Source organism: candidate division WOR-3 bacterium (genome assembly GCA_039804165.1).
Classification (GTDB): Bacteria; Hydrothermota; UBA3072; order UBA3072; family UBA3072; genus JAFGHJ01.
This window is the reverse complement of the sequence record JBDRZZ010000004.1, coordinates 95,977-109,955: the sequence shown is the minus strand read 5'-3', so window position 1 is coordinate 109,955 and position 13,979 is coordinate 95,977. Positions and strand designations below refer to the sequence as shown.

Genomic DNA, 13,979 nt, shown 5'->3' with positions numbered 1-13,979 from the left:
CCCTTTTTGTGCAAAATACCTTATATTCTTTCATAACTTCTTTTGGGTTTATATTTAAATCTACCCTTTTTATCCCCACAACCTCCACAAAGTGTCCACCACCTGCTTTGGATTTAACATTTCTCCAACGATTTTCTCTTGACAATAATTATTTTATAAATATATTTTAATTTATAATTAAACTTGATGTTTTATAAATGAATAATCCATATGCTTATGAGAAAATACGGGAAATTCCGATTGACAAAATTTTAAATTTGTATAATAAAAATAACAGTAAGAGGTTTTGAGATTTGATAGGAATAAAAAGCAATTGGAAAAATTCAAAAAAGAGGAGTCTTTTTTCAGGTATTATTCTATTTATAGAAAATTCAACAAAAAGGAGGTATTAATGAAAATAGGAAATGAAGGAAGAAATTTGTTCCCCAGATGGATTTTATTTTCTCTATTTTTGACTCTTTGCTTTTTAGTTTTTTCTCCGAATCTAAAAGCTGCGATTACTGGAAAGATTGCCGGTGTTGTTGTAAATGCTCGAACTGGTGAACCTTTACCTGGTGCTAATGTGATAATTGAAGGAACTGATAGGGGTGCTGCTTGTGACGAGAATGGTTACTACTACATAATAAGATTAGATCCTGGAACTTACAATGTTCAAGCAAGGATGATGGGTTATAAGAGTGTTACAAAGACAAAAGTTTTGGTCACCTCAGATCACACAACAACTCTCAATTTTGAATTAGAGCCTGCTGTAGTGGAGGGAGAGGGAGTTGTTGTTGAGGCGCAGAGAGAGGTTATAAAGTTAGATCTTTCTTCGAGCTCTTTTTCTGCCACTAAGTCTGATATAGAAGCTGTTCCTCTTATTACAGATGTAGCGCAATATCTTAATTTGCAGGCTGGAATTGATGGTTGGAGTATTAGAGGAGGAAGTAGAAGCGAGACGAAATTAATGGCAGATGGACTTTTACTTGTTGACCAGAGAGCAAATGAGCCAATTTTAATGCCAAATTTAAGCGAGATAAAAGAGGTAAATTTGATAAAGGGAGGTTTTGCTGCCGAATATGCAAATGTTACAGCAGGAGTTATAAATGTTGTGACACGAGAAGGTTCTCCCACAAAATATGAAGGTTCTTTTGAGTATAGATACACTAAGGGGTATCAGAAACATTGTGGGCCTTCGATTTTCTCTCCTGATAATTATTACAATAAGTCTTTTTTGTTTGATGGAGATGTTGATGGAGATGGGATTCCTGATAGCGTTTGTTGGAAAGGAACAACGGTTTGGAAGAAAAAAGGTGATACAATAAGTTGGAAAACGTATCCTAGTTTTACAGGATGGATTACCGAAGCAAAGAAATTGAAGATAAAAACAACTCCAGAAGAGCTCCGTGATAGATTTCTCTGGATGAGGAGGATTGATATTCCAAGAACGGATTCTTTATTGCTTATCTATAATGGTGGGGATTCAATGTATGCTCCCATTTACAGAAATGATACATTAATAGGATATGAAAAGGTTCCTTATAGTAGGAAGCATGAGGAAAGAAGGGGTCATTATGGTGATAAACCAGACTGGACTGCTGATGTTGGATTTGGAGGGCCAATTCCTTTAATTGGAAAGGCTTTGGGGAATATGAGTTTTTACACTTCTTATAGAGACCACAATGAAACGTTTGCAATTCCAGATAGTAGAGATTATTATAGGGAGCGGACGGCAAGTTTAAAGCTAACTTCTAGGTTAGGGAATGTTAAAGCGAGTTTAAGAAGTGCATATTCAATTACTAACACTCTATCTCCATGGTCATGGGGGTGGACTGATCCTCTAGGCAATTTGGCTAAGCCTCATGGATTTAATGGTCAGGTTTATTTAAGAAGTGGAATGGATATAATTCTACCAAATGGAGAATGGGATGGAATTTATCATGGAAGTGATAAATTGAGTCTTGGTATTCTTTATAGACCTAATGGATTAACACCTTTTGATGTAATTGCAAAGATGACGGGAATTTCTCTCCAGCATGCAATAAATGAGAATACTTTTTATGATATTCATTTAACTTATATCCGTAGAGATAATGATGCTAAATTCTATTATGGAGTTCCTCATAGAATGGGAGGAGATACTGTAGTCCTATGGTTTGGGGAACAGAAAATTGGAAGTCAAATAGCAGTGGATAATATTCCTTTTGGATGGGCTGATCCTGATTATGAACCCAATTATCTTTATGATGCAGGAGGGGCAGGTTATGGTTCTTCTCACCAACTTGGGACTTGGAACACTTCTTGGTCTCAAACCTATAGTTTGAGTTTTGACTTTACTTCTCAGATAAACAAATATAATCAAATGAAAACTGGTTTTTCCTATCAATATGATAAACTTCATGAATTTTGGATTTCAAATGATGGTTGGGTTTGGCCAGATAGTGGTCAAGAATTAACTTATTCTGGGCAACAATATTGTTATAACACTTCTGATGCGTATCCGATTCTTATTGGTGGGTATATTCAGGATAAAATTGAATTTGAAGGGATGTTTGCAAATTTAGGTCTTCGTTTTGATTATGCAGATCCGAATGTTAAGTGGCCAAAAGAAGAAGATGTGTATTCACTGTATTATTCGGCTTATATGAAAAAAATGCTATTCTCTGAAGGAGCTCCTTTAGAGGATGTTCCAGGTATCTTTAAGATAAGTCCAAGGGTTGGGATTTCGTTCCCAATCTTAGAGAGAAGCAAGTTATTCTTTAGCTACGGGCATTTTTATTCTTTACCTCCTAATGATAAGAGATTCAGAATTGACTGGGGTGAGTATAAAGATCCGATTCTCACCCTTGGGAATCCTTATTTAGATATGGAAAGAACAATCTCTTATGAAGTGGGTTTAGAAAGCAGCATTGCTAATACTTACTTAGCGAGGATTTCTGGCTATTATAAAGATGCGGACAAAAAATGTAATGATGTTGAATATGAGAGTTATTATGGGGATGCTAATTATAAAAGGCCAGAAAATACAGGTTATAGTGATATAAGGGGTTTTGAGATTGAATTTAGAAAAGATATTGGAAGGTTTTTAAGAGGCTGGCTTAATTATGATTATAGAGTTGAAACATCAGGGAAAATTGGTTTAGATAAGTATTTTGAGGATCCTGTAAAGCAATCTCAGAGTTCAAAAATAAACCCTGAAGAAGCTAGACCTGTTCCACGACCTGTGTTTAGAGCTCAGCTAACTTTATCTTCTCCTGATAATTGGGGAATAATTTTTGGAGGTTATAATTTTACAGCTGTTTATAGTTGGAGAGCGGGCAGATATGAAACCTGGATTCCAGAGACAAAATACGACCCTTATAGGGATGAGTTGGAGAACAACATCCAATGGCCAGATGAGCGAAATATGGATATAAGTATTGGTAAAAATCTTTCTATTGCAGGATTTAAGATGGATCTCTTTATGGATGTTCATAATGTCTTTGATTGGCAGGAACTCTCTACTCAGGCTTTCTCAGATGATATTGATAGAAAGGCGTATTTAAAGTCACTTCATCTTGATATTTATAATAAGCCCCCACTTAAAGGAGATCCCACTCTTAAGGGACCTGAGGAAGGAGAAGAGCCTGATCGTGTTGGAGATTTAAGAAGCGAGGATAAACCATATATAAATAACCCAAATAGAGAATTTCTCTATTATCTTGATCCAAGATTTATTCAGTTTGGAATAAGGGTTTCTTTTTGAAGGAGGTTATTGAAAAATGAAAAAGGGAATAGTAGTATTTTTAAGCTTCTTTCTTGCAACTTTTGTTTATGCTCAGTTATTTAAGACAATAGATGTTGGGAAAATGCAAGCTCGTGTTTATGATCATGGTTGCTATAGTGAGGATGTTCGGGATCATGCTATGTGCATTTATTTTAGAGGTAGTTATGTTTTAATGGAAGAGATTTCTCAAATGTGGCCTGGTGGAATTCTCAAGAATTCCGGAATGTTTTTTGGTGTAAGAAACTGGAAAGATACAACTGGATATGTCTGGGATGCTTATGTTACTGGTCATGCTTGCCGTAAAAGAGCCCTTGATATTTACCAGTTTTCTGTTCCAGATGAAGAAGGTTATTATATCCGTCGGTATTTTAGGTATCCTCCAACACAGGTAATTGTGGATGGGAAAACACTAACCCCTCCACTTATGTTTGGAGATGAAGTGGCTCCGGAAAAGATTTTGGGGGGGACCGCTGATGTAATGGTTGAATCTCATGTGAGATTAAATGTAGGAGTGGATGCTATCCAGAGGGTTTTAGCTTGGAGTCAGCCGGGTCATGATGATTATATAATATGGGATTGGACTTTTGTGAATACAGGAAATGTTGATAAAGATCCTGAGATAGAGCTTCCGGGTCAGAAATTAGAAGGTGTTTATATTACAAGAATTACTGAGGCTATGATAAATGGAACTGGAAATAATAAAGTAATGGCAACTTGGGCTGGGACTACGGAAAATCATGATACACGCCTTTCTTATCCTCAGGATGATGATTCTCTTCGGATTGATTATGTTACCCCTCTAAGGGCAAGAGTATCAAAGGATAGCTATGGCCTTAAACCCGGTAGTGTTAATGGAACTGTTTTAGATGGAGCTCGTTTTGGAGGGACTGCCGTTTTATTTGCTCCCAAAAATACAAAAGTAAGACAAAATCATCCTATTCCTAATATTGCCCTAAGCAATGATCCTGCTCAACCTTCAATGCATTCAAGTCTGATCACAGAATCAAGCTGGATTATATGGGATTTTCCGGTCTTAGAAAATCCACCTGAGGATTATGTTGAAGCTTATGAGTTAATGGTAAAAGGAGGTTTTGGTATTTCTGATAACCCACCCACTCCTAACGATTTACTCTTTAGAGAAGAGGTTTATGCGATGGATAGTCTTTATGATGTTTATGATTCTACTGCAAGTGGTGGGAAAACTTATTATGAGCAACCCCTGGATAGATGGGGAGAGTTGGATCCTCTAAGAGGTTATCCTTACGCAGAGGATATTACATATCTTAGATTTGACCAGCAATGTCATCTTTCCATTGGTCCATATGATATGGATTATGGTGACACTTTAAGATTTGTTTATGCATATGTGGGTGGTGCAATAAGTAGGAAGACTTCATATCTTCTTGGAGAAGCTTGGGCAGCTGGGGTAGCAACTTCTTATGACTGGCTTGCGAATTTAGATTCTGCTACAATGGTTGAGGAATTAAAGAAAAGAGATCCAATATTTAATGTTTATTATCCCACAGGGTTATCTCCTAAGCCAACTTTGAATGATATTGCAAAAGACCTTATGGTTGCCACTGGTAAGGATTCTCTTTTCAATAATGGAATGAATGCCCAGAGAAACTTTAATATGAATTACGAAATTCCTGCTTCTCCTGCACCTCCTTCTCGCTTTGAGGTTACTTCAAGATCCGATATGATAAAACTTGAATGGAGTTATGAACCAGGATTTGATTCAGATATTGCAAAATTTAGAATTTATAGGGCTTTAGGTGATTATGTATATAGTAAAGTAGGAGATAAGATTGTTGGTGATTGGCAGTTAATTGATTCTGTCTCTGGGAGTGAAAGATTATATGAAGATAAGAATATTACTCCAGGAGTGGATTATTTCTATTCTATAACAGCTGTTGGGAATAATGGAGCTGAAAGTGGAATTTTCTTAACAATGACTCTGGCACCAGCAAGGTTAAAATCTATTGCCGCATCCAATCTCGATTCTGTTAGAGTTGTTCCAAATCCTCTAAATATTAAAGCTATAGGAGGGTATACAGAAGGAGGAGGTTATAAAATTGGTTTTGCAAATCTAACGGATAATTGCACAATAACCATCTTAACTGAGTCAGGGAAACTTGTGAGAACCATTGAGCATAAGGGTGGAGGTATGGAATTTTGGTATGTTGGTAATGAATATCTAATTACAAAGGCAGACCAGAGACCTGTTAGTGGAATTTATATTGCTTATATAAGAGATAATGAGACTGGTCAGACTGTATCCCGTAAGTTTTTAATAATTAGATAGGGGGCGAAAGATGAGGAAATTTATTGTTTTCATTTTAATTTTTGTTCTTTTTGTTAATGTTTATGGAGTGGATAAAGTTGCTCAAGCAGGTTATGGTTTTTTAGATGTAAATACAGGAGCTCGTCCTTCTGCACTTGGAGGAGCTTTTACAGTAATAGGTAAAGATGCAACAGCTTTGTTCTACAATCCATCGTGCATAGGAGAGTTAGATTCTCGTTTTGATTTATCTGTTGGTGGAACAAAGTGGATTGCTGATATAAATTATGCTTATCTTGCGGCTGCTTATGACGCTGGAAAATGGGGAAGTTTTGGTTTTCACCTTATTTATCCTGATTATGGTGACGATTTTTATGGGACTCAGGTTATTATGGGGGAAGTAGGATTTGGAGATACTGGTCCATTAGAAGTTTCTGCATTTTGTGCTGGGTTGGCTTATGCAATAGAGTTTACTGATAAATTCACAACAGGAATCCAGTTCAAATACGCTACCCAACATCTTGGAGAAAATATGTTTGAGGTTCCTGGGGTCGAACCTGCTGATACTGACACTATAGTGAAGAAGAACGAAACTTCTACTTTCTCTGCTGATTTTGGTTTACTTTTCTATCCAGGTTTTAAGAGTTTTGCTTTTGGTATGTCTGTTAGGAATTTTTCTCCAAGAGTTGTTTATGAGAGGATTGGTTTTGAATTACCTTTAACTTTTACTCTTGGTGTTAGTATGGACATTCTGGATTTCTTTGGAGAACATCCGGATTATTCTCTTCTTGTGGAAATAGATGGGATTCACCCTCGTGATTGGGATGAACAAATCCTTTTAGGAGGAGAATTTGGATACAAAGATATGATTTTCTTACGAGCCGGATATCAGTTTAATGACTATTTGGAAAACGGATTAAATTTAGGAGCAGGTATTAAGGCGAAGGTAAGGTTAGATTACGCTGTAAGTTTCGTTCGATATTATGATATGATTCATAGAGCTTCTGCTGGTTTTTCTTTCTAAGAAGCTTTTTAGTTTTAGAAAAAAATAGGGGGAGTTTCCCCCTATTTTTTTTATTTAATCACAGCCCAAATAGTTTTGGGAGAAGAAGTGAAATTCCTGGAATATAAGTTATTAAAAGCAGGGAGATTATCATAAAAGCGAAGAAGGGCAAGAAACTTCTAATAACTTCGTGAATTTTGCCTTTCCCAACACTTACCCCTAAAAAGAGAACAGTTCCTACAGGTGGAGTGCAGAGCCCTATGCAGAGATTTGCAATAATTATGATGCCGAAGTGAACAAGATTTATGCCTAATTGTTGAATTATTGGAAGGAAAATAGGGGTAAATATAAGGATTGCTGGAGTCATATCTAAGAAGGTTCCTACAAATAAAAATAGAATGTTTATCATAAGAAGAATCGCAAACTTGTTAGTTGAAATAGATAGGATTGCTTTTCCTACATACTCTGGAATATCTTGAGAAGCCATAAACCAAGACATTCCTGTGGATGTTCCGATAAGAAACATCACCACAGATGAGGTTACTCCACATTCAAGTAAAATTCCGGGAATTTCCTTCCATTTTACTTCTTTATATACTATGACAGCTAAAATAAAAGCATATACAACCGCAATTCCTGCTGCTTCTGTGGGGGTGAATATGCCCGTAATAATTCCTCCTATAACAATAATAATTAAGAGAAGTCCTGGAAGAGCACTAAAAAACCTTTTAATTGTTTCTTTAAGAGGGATACGTTCTCCACTTACATATTTATGCTTTTTAGCAATAATTGCGCTAACAATCATTAATGAGAATCCAACTAAAATTCCAGGAAAAACCCCTGCTAAAAATAAAGCAGCAATAGATACGGTTCCTGTAACCAAAGCATAAACAATCATTGGATTACTTGGTGGTATTAGTAAACCTGTTGTGGCAGAACAGGATGTTAATGCAATATTAAAGTTTTTGTCATAACCTTTTTTTGTCATTTCAGGAATCATTACCCCTCCAATTGAAGAAACTGCCGCAACAGAAGACCCGGAAATTGCTCCCATTAACATACATCCTAAGGTATTTACAAAAGCAAGACCTCCAGGAAATCTTCCAACCAAAGCTTCAGCTAAGTCTATTAGTTTCCTTGCGATTCCGCCTTTTCCTAAGAAAAGACCCATAAGAATAAAGAAAGGTATTGCCAGTAAAGAAAAGCTATTTATTCCAGTTGCAAGACGAGGAGCCACAACGTTGATTCCAGAGATTTCTCCGATAGATGAAATTGCCCAAAATGTAGATAGTCCTATTGTTACCGCAATAGGGACATTCATTATAAGAAGCAAAATAAATGTAAAAATCATTACAAAGAGAGGTTCATTCATTTTTTCTTCCTTATTTTAATTAAAGAATGAATATCCTTAAAGATAAATTCAATAGAATAAGTAATTATAAAAAAAGCGCTTATTGGAAGGCAAAGATATAGATAACCTGTTGGAATTCCCATTGTTGGTGAGGTCTGGTGGTGAATAAAGGCATTACGAATGAAGTTTATTCCACCTATTAGCATAATCCAAAATGCAAAAAATCCTACAAGAGCTGAGATTATGATATCGAGTATTTTTCTAGAATATTCGTTGAGCTTATAAGCAAAATATTCCATTCCGATATGGGATTTTTTCCCGTATGCATATGATGCCCCAATTAACCCGCACCACATTAACATATAAGTTGAAGATTCTTCTGTCCATACTGCGGGTGATCTTAAAACAAGCCTTGTAAAAATTTGCCATAGGACTGTTATTACCATTATTCCCACAAGGAATATAACAAAATAGCTAAGGATTTTATTTCGTAAAAAAGACAAGGATGAAAGAATTTTCTTAAAAGACATATTTATTTATTTCTCTTGAAACTCCTTGATTTTTTTGATTAATTCCCCTATAACCTCATCATTTGCATATTTTTCATACATTAAACTAGAGGTTTTAATGAAAGGTTCTTTATCCGGAATTATTATTTTAACTCCTGCAGAATCAAGTTTCGCAAAATTTCTTTTTTCTTCTTCGTTCCATAGTTTTTTTTGGAATCCTACAGATACAAGAAATGTCTCCTTTATTATTCTTTTATCTTCTTCTTTTAGGTTATCCCACTTAGATTTACTTGCTAAAACTACATCCATAGGGGATGTGTGTTCATCTAAAGAATAATATTTGCAAATTTCGTAATGTCTTGCGGAAACAAATGAAGGTGGGTTATTTTCAGCCCCATCTACAAGTCCTTGTTGTAAAGCAGTGTATAACTCTGCCCAGCTGATTGGTGTGGGGGAAGCTCCAAAACACTCTAAAAGTTCAATAGCCATTGGACTTTTTATGACTCTTATTTTCATATTCTTTAAATCTTTTGGAGTATTTATTGGGCGTTTTATAGTGTAAAAGCTTCTTTCTCCTGCCTCATAAAAACCTATTCCAACTAGATTTTTCTCTAAACCTGCATTTAATAATTCTTTCCCTATATCAGAATTAAGAATTTTCCACTTATGGTCTCTATTTTTAAAAAGATAAGGCATTCCAAGGACTCTCATCTTTGGGACAAAGGCTTCAAGATTCGCGGAGGAGACTTTTGCAAGATCAATTATTCCCATTTGTAATTGTTCAATTAAGTCTTTTTCTGTTCCAAGTTGTCCTGCAGGATATATTTTTATTATTATTCTTCCATTGGTTACTTTTTTTAAAGTATCTGACCAAAATTCCATCGCCTTATGCACAGGGTGGTTTATATCAAGAGAATGCCCTAATTTTAGATTAATTATATTTGATGGTTCTTTCTCTTTTTTACCACAACCGAAATTTATTCCTATTATGGTAAGAAGAATAAAAATTATACTGAATATATTTTTTATCTTCATAGGGCCTCCTTTTATTTAGGATTGAAAATTAATTGAATCTCCTTCTCCCATTGTTTAATTTTATACTAATGCTCTATTTAAGTTTGTCAAGTCTTTGAAAATTAATTTTTATAAGGGAGCTTGACATAACTAATTAAAGGGTTAATTTTTAATTATGTTAGACAAAGAAATTTTTATTGATTCTTTTTTGGGTCCTGGAAAAAAAGCAATAGATATGGGCTCGTGGGATAATATTGAACCTTCTGTGTTTTTGGCTTCGAGAGGGTTAACAGTTTTCGCTATAGATCGCTACCAAAGGATGTTAGATTTTGAAGAGAGGCTTATAGAATCCTTTGAGAAAAAGAGAATTAGTAGGGAAGTATTTGAGAGGATTTTTCCTTTGAAAGCGGATGCAAATTGCCTTCCATTTTCCGAGGAGTCAATTGATGGAATTTTTTTTATTTATTCTGTTCCGTGGTTAGAACAGTTTGGAACGGAACCTTTGAGCGCTTATAAAGAGGCTATGAGGGTTTTAAAGAATAATGGGCTAATATTCATAATAGAATCAACTATAGAACGTGCAGAAATTCAAATGGGTCTTTTAAGCACAATGATGAAAGCAGAAAGATTGGAGAATGTTGTTGTGGGAAAGAAGCATTCTAAGGAAAGAGAGTTCTTTTAAAGGATGTTTGAGAAAAAATTAGAAGAAAAAATAATAGAGGCAATCAAAAAGGCAGAAATAGAAATTCCTAAAGACGTTATAAGTTCCCTGGAAAAAGCTAAGGCAAGGGAGAAAGGAATTGCTAAAACTCAGCTTGAAGCGATTCTTGAAAATATTAAAATATCTCTTGGGGAGAGGATACCAGTTTGTCAAGACACTGGGGTAATGAATTTTTATATAGAAGCCGGAAGTAATTTCAAGTATTTTAGTGAATTAAGAAATTCTATAAAAGAAGCGGTTAAAAAAGCGACGAAAGAAATTCCTTTGCGTCCTAATGCTGTTAACCCTTTTACAGGGGAAAACTCTGGGGATAATACAGGTAGGAACCTTCCTTACATCATTTGGGATATTAAAGAGGGCGATGAGTGCAAAATAAATTTTATGCCCAAAGGTGGAGGTTCAGAAAATATGAGTGTTTTAAGAATGCTTAATCCTGAGGGAGGAATATTTGAAGCTAAAAAATTTATCTTAGAACACATTATAAATATAGGAGGGAAACCTTGTCCTCCAACTATATTGGGTGTTGGGATAGGTGGGGGTGCTGAAGTTTGTCTTTGCCTTGCCAAGAAGGCTCTTTTCCGTAAGATTGGAGAGAGACATCCAGAAGAAAGGATAGCAAAGATGGAAGAAGAGTTAATAGAATTGATAAATAAATCCGGGGTAGGCCCAATGGGTTTAGGAGGCAAAACCACAGTTTTAGATGTTCATATTGAATACGCTTATCGTCATCCGGGTTCTTTTCCTTTAGGAATAGTTATCCAATGTTGGGCAAATAGAAGAAGCTCTGTTAGAATAAAGAATGATGGTTCTATAGAAGTTATATAAAAATGAAAAAGTTTTACCTTAAAACCCCTCTTTTAGAAAAAGACGTTAAAATTTTATCTATTGGGGATATTATTTTCTTAACTGGTAAGGTTTTTACCGCAAGGGATGAAACCCATAAAAGATTAATTGAATTAAAAAAGAATGAAAAGGAACTTCCTTTTAATCTTCATGAAATGGCTCTTTTTCATTCAGGACCCATTGTAAGAAAGGAGAAAGGTAAATGGGTAGTGCTATCAGGAGGGCCAACAACTTCAATCCGGATGGAAAATCTTGAAAGTGATTTTTTGAGTTTGTTTAATGTGAAAATGATAATTGGTAAAGGGGGAATGGGAGAGAAGACTTTAAAAGCTTTAGAGAGAGTGGGTGCAGTTTATACTCATTTTCCAGGAGGAGCAGGAGTTCTTGCTGCAAAATGTATAAAGAAAGTAGAAAATGTTTATTTCTTGGAGGAGCTTGGAATACCAGAAGCTCTTTGGATTTTAGAAGTTGAAAACTTTGGACCTCTTTTGGTAACTATGGATGCAAGGGGAAATAGTTTTTATAATGATCTTATGAGGAAGTGGATGAAAAACTTAGAGAAGATTAAAAGAAGAATTATTAAGGAGTTATAAATGGAGAAAGAAAATGAAATAATAGAAAATTTAAAAAGGAAGGCTAAACTTCCAGAGGAGATAGCTCCAAGGTGGCACGAATTTTACAAAGGGAAAATAGAAGTTTCTGTAAAGTGTTCTGTAAGTAAATTAGAAGACTTTAGCGTTTGGTATACTCCCGGGGTAGCAGAACCCTGTAGAATGATTTATAAAGATCCTTCTCTTATCTACAAATTTACGAATAAATGGAATAATGTAGCGGTAATCTCTGATGGCACAAGAGTTCTTGGACTTGGAGATATTGGCCCTTTTGCAAGTTTGCCGGTGATGGAAGGGAAATGTCTTCTCTTTAAATATCTTGGAGGAGTGAGTGCCTTTCCTTTGGTTCTGGATACAAAAGATCCAGAGAAATTTATTGAGACAGTGAAAATAGTTTCCCCTTCCTTTGGAGGAATAAATCTTGAGGATATTGAAAACCCTAAATGTTTTTATATTCTTGATAGACTCCGTAATGACCTTGAAATTCCTGTTTGGCATGATGATCAACAAGGGACTGCTTCTATAGAACTTGCGGGTATCATTAATGCGTTGAAATTGGTTGGAAAAGAGATTCATAAAGCGAAGTTTTCAATTATAGGAGCTGGAGCAGCAAATATTGCTCTTTGTAGAATTCTTTTTAAGGCTGGGGTAGATCCAAAAAATGTTGTGGTTGCTGATAGTAAAGGAATTCTTCATAAAGGTAGAGAAGATCTTGAGAGAAATAAGGAGTTTAATCCTTATAAATGGGAACTTGCTTGTATAACAAATGGAGAAGATAAAAAAGGTGATATAGGAGAAGCTATAGAAGGAACTGATGTTATGGTTTCAGCTTCTACTCCCGGACCCGGCACAATAAAAAAAGAGTGGATTAGAAAAATGAATAAGGATGCAATTGTTTTTGCGGTGGCGAATCCAATTCCAGAGATATGGCCTTGGGAAGCAAAAGAGGCGGGAGCGAGGATTGTAGGGACTGGTCGCTCAGACTTTGAGAATCAAATAAATAATTCTCTTGGTTTTCCGGGAATTTTTAGAGGAACTCTTGATGTAAATGCAAAGACAATAACTGATGAAATGATAATAGCTGCATCTTATGCTATTGCAAAAACAGCTGAAGAGAAAGGCTTAAAAGAAACTTACATTGTTCCTTCGATGGATGAATGGGAGGTTTTCGTTAATGAAGCTGTTGCAGTAGGACTTAAAGCGATCGAAGAGGGAGTTGCGAGAGTTTATTTGAGTGAAAACGAATTGAGGAATAAAGCTATAGAAATAATAACCAAATCAAGAAATGAAACCCAACTTCTTATAAAAGAGGGATTAATAAAACCTCCTCCTATGTAAGTTTCATTTTTTATCTGAAAGGTCAGGAAAAGTTCCTCCTTTTACAAATCGCACATCCTCAATAGAAATAAAAGCACTGGGGTCATACTCTCTTAAGATTTTCATTACAGGATTTAGATTTTTTCTTCTAATTACAATGAAAAGCTCATTTATTTTTCCTTTTTCACCTTGAGCAATTCTGCTTGTTACTCCATAGTTATTATCTCTAAGGATTTTTAGGAGTTTTTTTGCATCGTTTGTAGTAAAAACGTGGATGCTAAAAAGTCCAAGAGCAAGTTTTTCTTCGATTATTATCCCAAGATAGATTCCTGTTGCAAAACCTCCAGCGTAAACTATATAATAAAAGAAATTGGTTATATTCTGCATAACTTTTGTAATTGCAACAATCCAAATTAAAATTTCAAAAAATCCTAAAAGAGAGGCAAAGAATCTTTGTCCTTTTGAGACAAATATGATTCGCATAGTCCCAAGAGATACGTCAGCCGCTCTTGAAAGGAATATTAAAATTGGTAATATAATCCAGGTAAAAATCCATGTATCAAAAAATGAAATAGGCATTTAGA

At 35.3% G+C, this 13,979-nt stretch carries 11 protein-coding genes; 7 read left to right on the top strand and 4 right to left on the bottom strand.

Annotated elements, in window-relative coordinates:
- The first annotated feature begins 391 nt into the window (after positions 1–391).
- Genes ABIN61_03200 through ABIN61_03190 form a run of 3 tightly spaced genes read left to right on the top strand, consistent with a single transcriptional unit; the run spans position 392 to position 7,050 of the window.
- A complete protein-coding gene (locus tag ABIN61_03200; protein ID MEO0293214.1) occupies positions 392–3,724 on the top strand; it encodes a TonB-dependent receptor in 3,333 nt (1,110 codons plus the stop codon).
- A 16-nt stretch (positions 3,725–3,740) separates the two neighbouring features.
- The gene (locus ABIN61_03195) at positions 3,741–6,050 is read left to right on the top strand and encodes a fibronectin type III domain-containing protein (protein MEO0293213.1); all 2,310 of its coding nucleotides are present in this window, start codon (positions 3,741–3,743) and stop codon (positions 6,048–6,050) included.
- Positions 6,051–6,060: 10 nt separating this feature from the next.
- On the top strand, positions 6,061–7,050 hold the full coding sequence (locus tag ABIN61_03190) for a PorV/PorQ family protein (GenBank protein ID MEO0293212.1): 990 nt from the start codon (positions 6,061–6,063) through the stop codon (positions 7,048–7,050).
- 58 nt (positions 7,051–7,108) lie between these two features.
- On the opposite strand, the gene ABIN61_03185 is transcribed toward ABIN61_03190, so the two are convergent.
- From ABIN61_03185 to ABIN61_03175, 3 genes are read right to left on the bottom strand one after another with little or no spacing between them, the layout of a single operon-like run.
- Complete coding sequence (locus ABIN61_03185; GenBank protein MEO0293211.1) at positions 7,109–8,401, bottom strand: TRAP transporter large permease; 1,293 nt, start codon at positions 8,399–8,401, stop codon at positions 7,109–7,111.
- Positions 8,398–8,910, bottom strand: a complete 513-nt coding sequence (locus tag ABIN61_03180) for a TRAP transporter small permease (GenBank protein MEO0293210.1) — start codon at positions 8,908–8,910, stop codon at positions 8,398–8,400. The genes ABIN61_03185 and ABIN61_03180 overlap by 4 nt, the downstream gene beginning before the upstream one ends.
- A 6-nt stretch (positions 8,911–8,916) precedes the next feature.
- Entirely contained in the window at positions 8,917–9,924 is a 1,008-nt protein-coding gene (locus tag ABIN61_03175) for a TRAP transporter substrate-binding protein (GenBank protein ID MEO0293209.1), read from the bottom strand.
- Between the two features lie 154 nt (positions 9,925–10,078).
- Here ABIN61_03175 and ABIN61_03170 point away from each other — a divergent pair, with 154 nt between their 5' ends.
- Genes ABIN61_03170 through ABIN61_03155 form a run of 4 tightly spaced genes read left to right on the top strand, consistent with a single transcriptional unit; the run spans position 10,079 to position 13,416 of the window.
- A complete protein-coding gene (locus ABIN61_03170) occupies positions 10,079–10,585 on the top strand; it encodes a methyltransferase domain-containing protein (GenBank protein MEO0293208.1) in 507 nt (168 codons plus the stop codon).
- A gap of 3 nt (positions 10,586–10,588) precedes the next feature.
- A complete protein-coding gene (locus tag ABIN61_03165) occupies positions 10,589–11,449 on the top strand; it encodes a fumarate hydratase (GenBank protein ID MEO0293207.1) in 861 nt (286 codons plus the stop codon).
- A 2-nt stretch (positions 11,450–11,451) separates the two neighbouring features.
- The gene (locus ABIN61_03160; protein MEO0293206.1) at positions 11,452–12,060 is read left to right on the top strand and encodes a FumA C-terminus/TtdB family hydratase beta subunit; all 609 of its coding nucleotides are present in this window, start codon (positions 11,452–11,454) and stop codon (positions 12,058–12,060) included.
- Complete coding sequence (locus tag ABIN61_03155; protein MEO0293205.1) at positions 12,061–13,416, top strand: NADP-dependent malic enzyme; 1,356 nt, start codon at positions 12,061–12,063, stop codon at positions 13,414–13,416.
- Between the two features lie 3 nt (positions 13,417–13,419).
- Here the strand turns inward: ABIN61_03155 and ABIN61_03150 are convergent, their stop codons facing one another.
- A complete protein-coding gene (locus tag ABIN61_03150) occupies positions 13,420–13,974 on the bottom strand; it encodes a DUF2179 domain-containing protein (GenBank protein MEO0293204.1) in 555 nt (184 codons plus the stop codon).
- Positions 13,975–13,979: the final 5 nt, after the last annotated feature.